Origin of the sequence: Acinetobacter kanungonis, assembly GCF_009939195.1 — a bacterium.
Lineage (GTDB): Bacteria > Pseudomonadota > Gammaproteobacteria > Pseudomonadales > Moraxellaceae > Acinetobacter > Acinetobacter kanungonis.
On record NZ_JAACKC010000004.1, the window covers coordinates 278,929 to 293,394 of the forward strand.

Sequence of the window (14,466 nt, forward strand, 5' to 3'; positions counted from 1 at the left end):
ATAGCGCGCTTCATCATTCTATTTTTTCTCTCTCTTATGCAGTCATCTCAATCTCCGAATGATGCTATGCATCAGGGCAATTCTGCGCCTTTAAAACGCGCTATGAGTACTCGACATCTGGTCATGCTTTCACTTGGTGGTGCAATCGGAACAGGTCTATTTTTAGGTTCGGGTGAAGTCATTGCACAAACGGGGCCTGTAGGTGCCATCATCGCTTATATTTTAGGTGGATTAATTGCCTATATGGTGATGTTATGTCTGGGAGAACTGGCGGTACACATGCCTGTATCGGGTTCTTTCGGCGCATATGCACAAAAATACATTGGTCCAGGGACAGGCTATACGATTACATGGCTATACTGGCTGACATGGACAGCAACGCTTGGCACTGAATTCACGGCCGCTGCATTGCTGATGCAGGAGTGGTTCCCACATATTTCTGTCTGGATTTGGACGCTCATCTTTGCTGCCATTATTTTTGGCCTAAACATGAGTTCAACCCGACTATTTGCTGAATCAGAGTTCTGGCTGTCTCTGGTTAAAGTCGTAACGGTCATCAGTTTTATTATTTTGGGTCTTTTGGCAATCTTTGGTGTGTTGTCATTCCAAGGGTATAGCTCGGCCCCCTTGTTTAGCAACCTCACTGCAGAGGGTTGGTTCCCACAGGGCTTCTTCCCCATCTTTGCCACCATGCTAATTGTAAACTTTGCCTTCTCAGGCACAGAGTTAATTGGTGTGGCAGCAGGTGAAACTGCAGATCCTGCGAAAAATGTACCCAAAGCCATCAATGCTGCGATTTGGCGCTTATTGATTTTCTTTGTAGGTACAATTGTGGTGATTAGTGCCCTTCTGCCACATCAAATGGCAGGCTTAGGGGGTAGTGGTGTCAGTAGCAGTCCATTCGTAACAGTCTTTACCTACATTGGTATTCCACACGCAGAAGACATCATTCGCTTTGTAATTATTACCGCATTACTTTCAGCGGCAAACTCAGGTTTATATGCGGCTTCGCGTATGATGTGGGCTTTATCCGACAAGAAGCAATTACCCGCAGTATTCTCAAAGGTGAATCACAAAGGTATTCCAACCGTTGCGATTATTGTCACCATGTTTGGTGCGATTCCAGGTTTATTGTCGGAGCAATTTGCACCTGAAACCATCTTTAAAAACCTTTTGGGTGTCGCAGCATTTACGATGGTCGTGGTATGGATGAGTATTTGCTTAAGCCAGTTCAATTTCCGCCGCCAATGGTATAAACAAGGGCGCACAGCCAAAGAGCTTGGCTTTGCAGCACCCCTGTTCCCGATTGTGCCGATTTTAGGTTTTGTCTTCTGTTTCATCACCTGTATTAGTATGGCAGCCGACCCAGAAATGTGGGCAGGCTTTATTGGTTGTTTAATCTTTATTGCTCTGTGCTATCTCAGCTACTACGTGTTTTATCACCCTAAAACACCTCAAGCATAAGCACATGAAAAAGAGCGATTCAGATCGCTCTTTTTTTGAGCCATCAAAAAACAATGGCATCCCGACACATGCTGAACTCCAAATAATGATTCTTTCCTGTCTTTTTGAGAAAAATGGACATTATTTAGTCAAATTTCAATAATTTGTTTTAATTTTAAACACCCACATGTTTTTTTCAGTTTTATTGCAGAAAAATGTTTGACACACCCCGCTATTCACCCTAATATACGCCCACCTCTGAAACGTCCCTATCGTCTAGAGGCCTAGGACATCGCCCTTTCACGGCGGTAACCGGGGTTCGAATCCCCGTAGGGACGCCATTTAATAGATGGTTTAGTTTTCAGAAGTAACTGCCTCATTAAGTCCCTATCGTCTAGAGGCCTAGGACATCGCCCTTTCACGGCGGTAACCGGGGTTCGAATCCCCGTAGGGACGCCATATTTCGAGATGTTTCATCTCATAAAAAAGCCTGAGCATTATGACTCAGGTTTTTTTATGCCTGTGGCATCCGTTATGCTTTGACGATGCACGATAAAAACAACATGATTCAAAAAAGTGATTGTCCACAGAACATGGATATTCAACTTTATCACAAGCCAAATTCACGCTCACAATGAATTATATGGCTCTTAGAAGAACTCGAACTCAATTACAGTTTAGTCAATGATCAAGACGCTTTCGACACCCAAGCTCGTCAATTACAATACACTCATCCTTTAGCAAAATTTCTCACCATCCATTATAGAAAATCAGCAAACCCTGCTTTTAGCCGAAACCAGTGCCATTGCGGAATGGCTGAGTCATCACGCTCAGCGTTTAACTGCGATGGATTTAGACAACACATCGTTAGCAGACGACTACTATTGGAAAAACTTTGCAGAAGCCGCATTTATGCCCAATTTAGCGCTCAAGCAAATCTTTGCTCAACTAAGCCTAGGCACACCCTGGCCTGAGCGTTTTATTCCGCTTAGCGTTCAATATGCTTTAACCAAGGCTATTTCCCCCCTTGATGCAACAACAAATACAGGGCATTCACCAACATCTCACTGCAAAGACATGGATTGCAGATTCTCAATTCACCATTGCCGATATCTTGCTGTAGTTTGCATTACAAGCGTGTACCCATCTAGCTACATGCTATGCAGATTACCCTGCAACCAATCACTATTTACAACAGATTCAAGACAGACCAGCCTTTCAACGCGCTTTATGAAAAGGTGACTGGTCTGCCTCAATTTTCAAACAGTACTGGTCAGTAGCAAACGAATCCTATGCGCTCTTGCGCGAGTTAATTTGCCCTTGAATCACGGCTTTTAAATTGCCCTTCACATAATGGAAGAACACTTTCAGTGGGGATAGTTTTGGGTTTGGTCGTTTACCTTGAGCAATCGACTTAAATTGAGCGGCATACCAAATAATTTCCATAATCGCCATTTTATCGACCATTGGAATACCCGTTTTAATTTTATCCACGGCATAACGGACATCTTGCCCAACCAGCAAACGATCCGCTAAATCCGTTTCGACCGCAAATGGACGTGCTATACCAATAAAGTCACATGCTCCACTTTCCAGTGCAGCATTCACGCCTTGAGCGGTGCGGAAGCCACCCGTCACCATCAGATGACAACCGACTTGCTGTCGAATCTTTTCGGCAAAATCGAGGAAATAGGCTTCTCGCGCAATAGTGCTGGCTTTACGTTTGTCTTCCTTGGCACCAGCCATTGCAGGTGCTTCATAGGTACCGCCAGAAATCTCAATCAAGTCAATGCCTGCAGCATCCATCGCTTTAAATACTGCAATCACATCTTCTTCGCTAATACCACCACGCTGAAAATCGGCTGAATTCAGCTTGACCGAGATAATAAAATTCTCTGAAGTTGCTGCACGTACTGCTTGATAGATCTGCATCAGGAAGCGCATGCGATTTTCAATACTACCACCCCACTGATCTTGGCGCTTGTTGGTCAAAGGCGACAAAAACTGGCTAATCAGATAGCCATGCGCGCCGTGCAATTGCACCCCTTCAAATCCAGCTTTTTCACAAATCTGTGCTGAACGCGCGAAACGTTGAATAATCTCCAAGATTTCGTCTTCTGTTAATGCTCGCGGTGTACCAAAGGTCGTCGCCAACATTGGACTAAATGGGACTGCCGAAGGCGCAACCGTTTCTTTATTCAAGCCTTTCGGACATTGTCGACCGGGATGCGACAATTGCACCAACTGCACCATGCCATAGTGTTGTCCCAAATTCGCCCATTGGCTCAATTGCTCAAGATCACGTTCAGATTCAACCACCACTACACCCGGTTCATTCTTGGCACGGATATCGACCATGACATTGCCAGTAATGGCACACCCCAAGCCACCTTTTGCCCAAGCCTCATATAAGCCCAAATGTAAATGATTCGGCTGCCCTGCGGGGTTGGCTAGCGCCTCACTCATTGCCCCTTTGATGATACGATTTTTAAATGTGGTATTTCGAATCTGTAAAGGCTCAGCAATGTGGCTCATAGGGTATTCCTCATTCTTTTATTTAGAGGTTTTACTCTAAAGTGTTTAGCTATGAGGTCAAGTCATTTTTGACAATTTGTTTTGTCAACTTTACCAATTTAACTGTACTGGCTTGCTTGAATCAGTTGCTGCGTATAGGGACTTTGCGGATGGGTAAATAATGCCTCTGCAGTCTGCATCTCGACCACTTGCGCATCACGCAGCACCAAGACTTTTTGCGCTATGGCACGTACCACATGTAAATCATGGCTAATCAATACATAGCTCAGTTGATACTGCTGTTGTAACTGGCGTAAGAGCTGCACAATTGCCCGCTGTGTACTGCGGTCTAAGGATGAGGTCGGCTCATCTAGAATTATCAAATGCGGCTGTAACACCAAGGCTCGCGCCAAAGCGATCCGCTGCCGTTGCCCACCCGATAGCTCATGCGGATAACGCTGCTTGAAACTGTCATCCAATTCAACATCAGCCAAAGCCTGACTCACTTTGGCAGCAACCTCACGCTCTGGTTGCTGCCTAACCGTTAGCCCTTCAGCAATAATCTGCTCCACAGTTAAACGTGGGTTTAAACTGCTAAATGGATCCTGAAAAACCATCTGAAAGTTTGCGCGTAATGGACGTAATTGTTTTTGATTCAAGCTATTTAAATTCTGCTGTTGAAACCAGATTTTCCCATGACTCTGAATTAAGCGTGCAATCGCCAAAGCCATTGAACTTTTACCCGAACCACTTTCTCCGACTATGCCCAAACACTCGCCTTGTTGTAATTGCAGATGGTCTATTGCAACAGCAGTGTGCTGCCCCGTGACACGATTTAACCAACCCTGCTTGATGGGATACTGCACCAACAACTGTTCTAATTGCAGTACTGGCATGGTCAGAACAGGTGCTAATGCTTGACCAAAATCATGATTCATCAATTCACAGGTATAGGGTGTTACTGGATATTGAAAGACCTGCTCAGTCGTGCCTTGCTGTTCGACTCGCCCCTGATTCATCACAATCACTTCATCTGCATACTGGCGGACCAGATTCAAATCATGACTAATCAAAATCAATGACATCTTGCGTTGCTGCTGCAAAGTTTTTAACACATCCAGAATTTGTATTTGCAGGGTGACATCCAAAGCGGTGGTCGGTTCATCCGCAATCAAAATTTCAGGGTCTAGCGCTAAAGCCGCGGCAATCATCACCCGTTGTCGCTGCCCACCCGAAAGTTGATGCGGATAGCGCTTTAGCATGTGTTCGGGGGAGTTGATGCCCACATCTTGCAATAACTGCAGCACTTTTTGACGTACCTGCTGTTTGGATAAGCCTTGTAAAATTAAGACTTCTCCAACAATTTTTTCCACCTGATGTAAAGGATTTAGTGCAGTCATCGGATCTTGGAAAATCAGGGCAATTTTATGTCCACGAATCCTTTGCAGTTGCTGTGTTGGACAGCTCAATAAATCAACATCGGCATAGATTGCAGAGCCAGATCGGTTCAGGCTTTGGGGTAATAAGCCTAACAATCCCAGACAAGTAATTGATTTACCCGAACCACTTTCCCCCACCAAAGCCAGTGTTTGCCCCTGACGTAACTGAAAGGATAAATTCTCGAGCAAAGTAACCTGTTCATGTCGGATCTGAAGCTGCTTGACCTCAAGAACGACAGTGGTCGCCTGATTATTGTCTTGGATCGAATGCATCGCGTGCCGCCTCCCCAATATAAATTAACAGTGACAACACAATGGCCAAAGTAAAGAAACCTGCCAAAGCCAACCACGGCGCATCTAAGTTATTTTTGCCTTGTAATAAAACTTCACCTAGTGAAGCGGTATCTGCAGGCAACCCCAGTCCGAGAAAGTCCAACGCAGCCAAAGCGGTAATATTGGCCGTTAGCATAAATGGCAATTGCGACAAACTGGAACTGATGGCATTGGGTAAAATATGCCGCACCATAATTCGCGAATCGGACACACCCAAAGCGCGCGCGGCTCGAACATAATCTAGATTACGAGCACGTAAAAATTCTGCTCGAACTAGATTGACTAAGGTGGTCCAGCCAAAAAACAGCATGATTAAAAATAACCAGTACACGCTCGGGGTAAAAATACTGACCAGAATCATCACCATAAACAGCATGGGTAAACCACCCCAGACTTCCAGTATTCGCTGTCCGATCAAGTCGATCCAACCGCCATAATAACCCTGTATCGCTCCAACAAAGATCCCGATGACGGCCGATAACACGGTCAAGGCAAAACCAAATAACAGGGAAACACGTAAGGCATATAAAATTCGGGCGAACACATCCCGCCCCTGATCATCCGTGCCTAGCCAATTTTGTGCAGTTGGCGCAGAAGGAACAGGCACGGCCAAATCCAAATTAGGCGTTTGTGCCGCATAACGAATCACAGGCCAAATGGCCCAGCCATGATCGTCAATCAATTGCTGTACCACTGGATCTTTATAGTCCGCTTCTGATTCAAATACCCCGCCAAAGGTAGTTTCGGGATAAGCCTTAAAAACAGGAAAATACAAAGCTTGCTGATACTTCACCAGCAATGGCTTTTCATTGGCAATCAGGTTGGCACCCAAAGACAACACAAAAATCAGGCTGAATAAAATAAAGCAGAAATATCCCAAACGGTTTTGTCGAAAGCGCTGTAGCCGTGCTTGAATCATCGGGGACATTAGTGCGTACCTCGTGATTCAAAATCAATCCGTGGATCAATGCATTGATACAGCACATCACAGATTAAACGCAGGATTAAACCCAATAAGGTAAAGATAAATAATGTACCGAAGATGACGGGATAATCGCGCTGAATAATCGCCTCAAAACCCAATAAGCCCAAGCCATCCAGATTGAAGACAATCTCAATAAATAAATTACCGACAAAGAAAATGCCGAGCAAGGCTTCGGGTAAACCCGCCATAATCACCAAGATGGCATTACGAAACACATGCCTATACTGGACTTGAGATTCGCTCAATCCTTTGGCACGTGCAGCCCAGACATAAGGCTTATTCAGCTCTTCCAAAAATGAATATTTGGTTAAATATGCCAGACTGGCAAAGCCACCCAACACCATCGCCAAGATTGGCAGGCTTAAGTGCCAGAAATAGTCACGGATTTTTGCCAGAAGACTGAGTTGCTGAAAATTATCCGAAACGAGCCCTTGTAATGGAAACCACTGAAAATAACTACCACCCGCAAAGAACACGATCAGTAAAATGGCAAAAACAAAGGCAGGCACGGCATAACCCATCGCCAAGATCAGTGAGGTGGTTTTATCAAATAGCATGCCATGTTGTTTGGCTTTTCGAATTCCCAATGGAATCGCGATTAGGTAAATCAGCAAGCTACTCCAGAGCCCCAGCGAAATTGAGACGGGCATTTTTTCCCAAATTAATTGAGTCACAGGCTTATCTTTAAAAAAACTGGTACCGAAATTGAGACTCAGATAGTTTTTCAGCATGACAGCAAAACGGATATAAGCCGGTTGATCAAAACCATACTGCGCTTCAATTTGCCGAAGCATGTCTTCACTAAGTCCCTTGGCCCCTTGATAATTGCTACTTTCAGGTGCAATACCCGCTTTAACCGCTTGCAAGCGTTGAAAAGATTCGGCTTGTTGAATGGCACGCTCAACAGGTCCACCCGGGGCAATCTGAATCACGGCAAAGTTAATGCATAAAATTAAAAATAAGGTCGGAATAATCAGGAATAGCCTTTTTAGAATATACGTACCCAATTGCGTATCCTTATTTTTTGCATGATTTAAACGTCTGACAGGTATCACTTAAAATGCCCTAACAGCCCTCTCGCGTTATTTACCGAGGTATTGGCTGACTTTTTTGGCTTGTACCGGATCACTCCACCAGTAATCCAGTCCCAAGGACAATTTCGGCTTCACTTTCGGCTGATGATACATGTTCCAGTAGGCATACCAATTGTCATTTTTACCATAAGTCAGGATTTGATAATAACCCGCGCGTAACAAACGATCTAAAACTCGGGTTCGCACAATCAATTGTTCTCGGTTCGGTGCTTGTATGACCTGCTGCACCGCATGATCAATGGCGGCATTTTGAATGCCCGCATAATTATAGTTTCCGAACTCACGTGCAGCACCACTACTCCACATTTGCGCCTGCTCACTGCCTGGAGTCAGCGACTGTGGCATTTCCAAGGTGGTCACATCAAACTCGTAGCGACGCATGCGTTCCATATATTGCGATACATCCACCTGACGTAATTTGACATTAATTCCGAGTTTTTTCAGATTACGCATCCACGGCATGACGGTCCGTTGCGCACCTTCTTGATAGAGCAAAACTTCAAACTGAACTGCACGGCCGTTTTTACTATACAACTGCCCCTGCCGATACTGATAACCTGCTTGTAGCAAGATATTACGTGCTTGCAGTAAATTTGGACGATTAAAGCCACCTGCATCGGACACAGGATATTTCCAGTTCGACAATACGCCTTGTCGTTGCAATGGATGGAGCTTGGATAAATAAGGCTGTAACAGTTTCAATTCCGCAGCATTCGGCTGCCCTGCGGCCGCCAACTCACTGCCTTGAAAATGGCTTTGTAGGCGCTGATACTGCCCATAAAATAAAGCTTTATTCAGCCATTCAAAATCGTAGGCATAACTCAGCGCCTGCCGTAAATAAATGTCATTCAATGGCGCTTTACGGGTATTTAATACCAGACTTTGATTGATGACAGGTCGTGCCAGCCGCTGGCTATATTGCTTGACCATTCCCGCTTTTACCGCAGGAAATTGATAGCCTGTGACCCAAGTTTTGGTTTTCTTTTCTTCGTGCAAGGTATATTGCCCCGACTTGAAACCTTCAAAGGCAATGTCGTTATTCCGATAATACACATATTGCATGCGATCGAAATTGTAACGCCCACGATTGACCATTAAGTCTTTCGCCCAATAATTGGGATTACGTTTGTAAGTGATGCTACGACCCGCATCAATACGTTCAATGACATAAGGACCCGAGCCTAAAATCGGTTGCAGGGTAATTCGGGTGAAATCTTTATTTTTCCAGTCTTGCTTAGAGTAGATCGGCAGACTTGCCACAATCAGCGGCATTTCCTTACTTTTATTGGTTTTAAAACTAAACTTCACCAGAGATTTGGATAGTACTTCGGTTTTGGCCAAATTGGACAAATACATCTGTAAGCCTAAATTGGCTTTGGTTTGATAGGCATCGAAACTAAATTTGACATCTTCAGCCGTGACAGACGTGCCATTGCTGAAACGCGCTTGCGGGTTCAAATGAAAAATAATGAATTGAGGATTGGCCGGATCAAAGGTCACTTGATTAGCCAACAAAGGATACATCACCCCTGTTTCATCCAGCGAATTATCCATTAAGGTATCAAATAAATAATTCACACCCTCGGTGGCACTGCCTTTGCCATTCATCGTGTTGAGATTATCAAAAGTACCGATTGCCGCAGTACTCAGATAGCCACCTTTAGGCGCGTGCGGATTGGCATAAGGCATCGCCTTTAAACCCGCATATTTCGGTGGACTATGCACAGCAATATAAGGCGTGGTCTGTACAGCCGACCACGTCTGTTGCATAGCCATGATGCTGCTCGCGTAGAGCAGGCAAATGGCAATTGTTTTGCTCGTCATATGCACGGCAAACCTATCAGCGTCGTGAATTAAAGATTCGGAACTTTAATCACATCGCCAATTTTCAATTGTGCTGTTGGCCTCATATCATTCATTTCAGCCAAAGCACTGGCTTCAACCCCGTAACGTGCAGCCAAACGAATCAGGTTATCCCCGGATCTGACTTTATAGTCTTTCACTGTTTTCGGAATCAAGATGCTTTGACCGACTTGTAAGCCTGTACGCGGACTTAAGTCATTCAGACTTGCCAACTCAGACACTGAAACTCCCACACGACTGGCAATCAAATTCAGTGACTCACCCGATTTCACCGTATACTTCTCGGTGTCTTTGCTACTCACACTGCTCTTTTTCGGGCTGCTGTCCGCTTTGGTCGTGGTTTTCGTCGGTAAATCACCATCAACTTTTAAACGCTGACCGACACGTAAAGAAGCATTGGTCGAAAGATCATTGAGTGCCGCCAAATAGCTCAACTGCAAATGATATTTCTTGGCAATGCTGCCCAAAGTCTCACCCGATTTCACCACATGAATATCTTTTTCAGCAGTAGTTGTCGTGCTTTCTTTCTCAACCTCAGCTACTTCACCAGTCAGCTTGAGGCGCTGACCGACACGGACATTGGCATTACGCCCAATCCCATTTAAGTTCGCAAGATTGTCTTGGCTTAAATTGTATTTGCTGGCAATGGCAGACAAGCTGTCACCCGATTGCACCACATAGGTTTCAGGTACTGTCGAACCCGCAGGCACCTTAATGCTTTGCCCCACATACACGCCGCTATTGCTCGAAATTTGGTTCAGCTCCGCCAAATCACTGAGTGACATTTTGGATTGTGCCGCAATACTATACAGGGTATCCCCACGCTGAACTTTATAAGTTTCAGTTTTAATGCTCGGTGCAGATTTCACGGCATCAATTTTCACTGCCGCTTTTTCTGAAGATGAAGCCTCATCATTCACGCTATTCAACGGAACATTAATTTTCTGCCCAACCAACAAGTTACTGCCCGCATTCAAACCAGGGGTTAAATCTGCCAGCTCCTGATTCGACAATGCGTAACGGTCAGCAATCAGTTTTAAATATTCGCCACGTTTTACCACATAGGACTTGGTTTTAATGCTGTTCTTGCTCGTCGCTTTTTCAGTCGTATTTTTTGCGCTATTAGCACCATTGTCTTTTAACGATAATTTCTGCCCCACAAACAAGCCACTGGTCACGGTTAAATCGTTATAGTCCGCCAACTGTTTGACCGAAAGACCAAACTGGCTCGCCACACTGGTCAAGTTATCATTGGCTTGTACCACATAGCTCTCAGGTTTGCTATTGGTCGTAGAAGAACGATCCTGAACTGGTTTGGCATCGTATAAATAAATACTGGTGCCCACAAACAAGGTTGCATTCGGATCAATCTGATTCCATTTCGCGATATCGCGCCAGTTCACTCCATTCTTCAGTGCAATGGTCGCTAAAGTATCGCCCGACTGTACGGTATAGGTTGTACGCTTGCCTTTAGGTGGCACAACCACAATTTCAGAAGCTGTTTTGACATAGTTCTTGTCTTTATTTAGCTGTGCTTCATCAGAATCAAGTTTGGTATTGTCTGTCACCGACTTTGGATAAGAGAAGCCTTTGGTTAACTCTTTACCTTGTTGCTCAGCAACCGACTGGCTGGTCTGAATTGCAGTCAACTTAATCTTGCCATCATAAGGATCGACAATTTCAGTACCTTGTGGCGCAATCTCTTTCAGTTCAGCAACCACTTGTTCCTGTTCAGCTTTGGTCGCTACAGGTTGTAACACCTGTTCCACTGTTTTGGTGGCATCTTCGGCTTGAACCGCTGCTCTGATTTGTTCGCGCTCAGCTGCTGAAATCGGTGGTTCAACACTGACTGGCTGTACATTCTTGGCTGGCGTCACGGCAACAGGAATACGAGGTGCACTCGGTACGACGGTACTCGAAGCAAACGCAGCTAAAGCATCCGCACCACGTGGCGTGGTCGATAATGGACGTCCTGTATTGGTCGAAACCGTGGTTTTGGCGGTGGTATCAGCCGTTTTAGTGGTGTTACTTGCGACTAATACTGGAGGTGTCGATTTACTTGGGGTGATTGTTGTCGTAGTCGAGCTATTCGTAATAGGAGCAGTGCTTGCCCATAAACCACCTGAACTCGATTGCAGTTTAGACAGTTTCGCATCTACCGTAGGACTAATATCCGCAGGAATCAAAATGCGCATCGGGCTACCACTGTCAATGCGGTCACCACGATGTCCGGGGTTCAGTGCATACAGTTCGGCACGGCTTAGACCTGTAATTGCCGCCACATCATTCAGATTTGCAGGACCCACCGTGATTTCTCTAAAGTGAGGTCGGTTGGCAATTGGCGGTAAGCTCACGCCATAGGCATTCGGATTTTTAATAATTTGTGCCACTGCCAAGAAACGCGGTACATAGTTCATGGTTTCTTGAGGTAAGCGTAATGACCAGTAATCGGTTGGTAAGCCTGCCTCGCGGTTACGGTTAATCGCCTGTTGAATACGACCTGGACCTGCATTATAAGCCGCTAAAGCCAATTCCCAAGAACCAAACTGGTTATAGAGACTTCCTAAGAACTCATACGCGGCACGCGTTGACTCAACCACATCACGACGGCCATCATACATGCCCGTCTGTTTTAGCCCGTAAATACGACCAGTACTTGGAATGAACTGCCATAATCCTGCTGCTGCTGCACTACTGGTTGCCGCAGGGTCATAGGAGCTTTCAATAATTGGCAACAATGCCAATTCAGTGGGTAAACCACGGCGCTCTGCTTCTTTTACTGTATGGTAAAGATAACGTGATGCACGTGCACTCAAACGATCAATATAAGGCTGACGAGAAACAAACCAATTTCGCTGTGCTTCAATCCGCGGATCCCAATGATTGGTGTCCATTTTGAAACCCACGGTCATGCGTTTCCACACATCACCATGTTTTAAAATGAGTAGACGATCCCCTTCCACAGCACGCATATCCGTCGCAGACAAAAGATCTTCTAAAGAATCCAAGCTATTTGCATCTAAATAATTAGAGCCAACCTGTTTTGATGATGCAGCCTTGGTCGCACTTTGGCTCGATGCACAACCTGTGGTTAATCCTAATGCAGCGAGTGCAGAACCCAATACAGTAATCTTAAATAATGTTGGAACCGAGGGCTGCCACAAGAACGTGGTTGGTTTATACATAAAAAAATCCAAACAACTCGTATAAAATTTATTTTTTAGCACTGCCATTGTAGTGAAGCACGGCAGAGACTCAAGGCAATAATTTAGCGCGATTCTAGGATAAATGTTACAAGAAATTAAAATTTAACCATGTAATACACTTCCCAAGCACAAATGCGTTATACAATATAAGATTGAATTCGCTTCTGTTAATTTTCTTTGCTGGCTGGATGATCCTGTATGTCTGAAACAATTACGCTCTATGTCGATGGCGCTTGCCGTGGAAATGGTAAAGATGGCGCACTCGGAGGTTGGGGAGCCTATATCGTTACAGAGCACGAAGAACGTAAAATCTTCGGGGGGGAAACGCAAACCACCAACAACCGTATGGAGCTGACTGCCGCGATTGAAGGTGTACTGGCCTGCCCGAAAACAGCCAAACTGATTATTTGGACCGACTCCAACTATGTCAAACAAGGCATTACCGAATGGATTCATGGCTGGAAAAAGAAAAACTGGAAAGACGTCAAAAACCCAGACTTATGGCAAAAGCTGGATAGCGTCTGTCAATGTCGCGAAATTGAATGGAACTGGATTAAAGGACATGCGGGTCACCCTGGCAATGAAATGGCAGATCAACTGGCCAATTTAGGTGCAGACCAAGCCGCAAAAACCTTAACAGCAGCCACTGCAACCCCTACAGAAGATAAAAAAAAAGCGGAATCTGACTGGCTGTTTGACGACCCTTTCGGACTAGATTTCGCAGCTGAAGAAACCGAATTGGCTGAACCTGAAATCATTGAAGAAATTACGGAGACTATCATTCACGTGGAAGCTCCTCTAGCGGCTGAGACTTCTACGACAGCAACAACGACTAGTTCTCATCCACAGATTGTGATTACACCCGCAACCGTTGAAGCTTTTGGTCCTCGACAACTCATTCTAGATACGGAAACCACGGGTTTCTATTTCCAAGACAGTGACCGCATTATTGAAGTGGGCGCGATTGAAATGATCAATCGTAAACTCACGGGCAGCTCGATTCATATTTATATCAACCCTGAAAAAGAAGTGGGTGATTCGGTCAATGTCCACGGTATTACCGATGAGTTTTTAACAGACAAACCGAAGTATGCAGAAATTGCCGATGTGCTGTTTGACTACCTAAAAGGCGCAGAAATTATTGCGCATAACGCGACCTTCGATATGAACTTCTTGGACATGGAGTTTAAACGTACAGGTCATGGTCCACTCTCTGAGGTTTGTGAAGTTACCGATACTTTAGCCATGGCGAAAAGTAAGCATCCGGGACAGAAAAACTCCTTGGATGCTTTGGTAAGACGTTATGAAATCGCTCAACGCGACCGTACCTTCCACGGCGCATTACTCGATGCTGAAATTCTGGCAGATGTGTATTTAGCCATGACGGGCGGACAGGTTTCCTTCGATATGGATGCCCTGTCACAAAGTGAAGAGCAACAAGGTTCGAGTGGCAGACGTCAAATTGATGAAACAGGTCTCGCTGTAATTTTACCTTCAGATGAAGAATTGGCTGCACATGAGACTTGGGTCAAACAAATTGAGGAAAAACAGGGCAAACCTTGCTTTTTTTCAAAATAATTTCTAGAGAT

At 45.0% G+C, this 14,466-nt stretch carries 8 protein-coding genes and 2 tRNA genes; 4 read left to right on the top strand and 6 right to left on the bottom strand.

Annotated elements, in window-relative coordinates; genetic code table 11:
• The first annotated feature begins 36 nt into the window (after positions 1 to 36).
• The 3 genes from GWK51_RS09540 (at position 37) to GWK51_RS09550 (ending at position 1,902) form a co-directional block, all read left to right on the top strand.
• Positions 37 to 1,464: an amino acid permease gene (locus GWK51_RS09540; protein WP_142768090.1), complete on the top strand. Its 1,428-nt coding sequence runs from the start codon at positions 37 to 39 to the stop codon at positions 1,462 to 1,464.
• Positions 1,465 to 1,708: 244 nt separating this feature from the next.
• A tRNA-Glu gene (locus GWK51_RS09545) sits at positions 1,709 to 1,784 on the top strand.
• 42 nt (positions 1,785 to 1,826) lie between these two features.
• A tRNA-Glu gene (locus GWK51_RS09550) sits at positions 1,827 to 1,902 on the top strand.
• 831 nt (positions 1,903 to 2,733) lie between these two features.
• Here the strand turns inward: GWK51_RS09550 and GWK51_RS09555 are convergent.
• The 6 genes from GWK51_RS09555 to GWK51_RS09580 all read right to left on the bottom strand — a co-directional run bounded on the left by GWK51_RS09555 (position 2,734) and on the right by GWK51_RS09580 (position 12,856).
• Positions 2,734 to 3,978: an NADH:flavin oxidoreductase/NADH oxidase family protein gene (locus GWK51_RS09555; protein ID WP_161933522.1), complete on the bottom strand. Its 1,245-nt coding sequence runs from the start codon at positions 3,976 to 3,978 to the stop codon at positions 2,734 to 2,736.
• 98 nt (positions 3,979 to 4,076) lie between these two features.
• Positions 4,077 to 5,669, bottom strand: coding sequence for a dipeptide ABC transporter ATP-binding protein (locus tag GWK51_RS09560; RefSeq protein ID WP_161933523.1), 1,593 nt, complete (start codon positions 5,667 to 5,669; stop codon positions 4,077 to 4,079).
• On the bottom strand, positions 5,647 to 6,657 hold the full coding sequence (locus GWK51_RS09565; protein ID WP_161933524.1) for an ABC transporter permease: 1,011 nt from the start codon (positions 6,655 to 6,657) through the stop codon (positions 5,647 to 5,649). Before GWK51_RS09565 ends, GWK51_RS09560 begins: the two co-directional genes overlap by 23 nt.
• Positions 6,657 to 7,721 carry a microcin C ABC transporter permease YejB gene (locus GWK51_RS09570; RefSeq protein WP_161933525.1) on the bottom strand — a complete coding sequence of 355 codons (1,065 nt, stop codon included), beginning with the start codon at positions 7,719 to 7,721 and terminating at the stop codon, positions 6,657 to 6,659. Before GWK51_RS09570 ends, GWK51_RS09565 begins: the two co-directional genes overlap by 1 nt.
• Positions 7,722 to 7,796: 75 nt before the next feature.
• A complete protein-coding gene (locus GWK51_RS09575; RefSeq protein ID WP_235941128.1) occupies positions 7,797 to 9,584 on the bottom strand; it encodes an extracellular solute-binding protein in 1,788 nt (595 codons plus the stop codon).
• 77 nt (positions 9,585 to 9,661) lie between these two features.
• Positions 9,662 to 12,856, bottom strand: coding sequence for a LysM peptidoglycan-binding domain-containing protein (locus GWK51_RS09580; RefSeq protein WP_161933527.1), 3,195 nt, complete (start codon positions 12,854 to 12,856; stop codon positions 9,662 to 9,664).
• A gap of 219 nt (positions 12,857 to 13,075) precedes the next feature.
• On the opposite strand from GWK51_RS09580, the gene dnaQ reads away from it, so the two are divergent.
• Complete coding sequence (gene dnaQ, locus GWK51_RS09585; RefSeq protein WP_161933528.1) at positions 13,076 to 14,455, top strand: DNA polymerase III subunit epsilon; 1,380 nt, start codon at positions 13,076 to 13,078, stop codon at positions 14,453 to 14,455.
• Positions 14,456 to 14,466 lie beyond the last annotated feature (11 nt).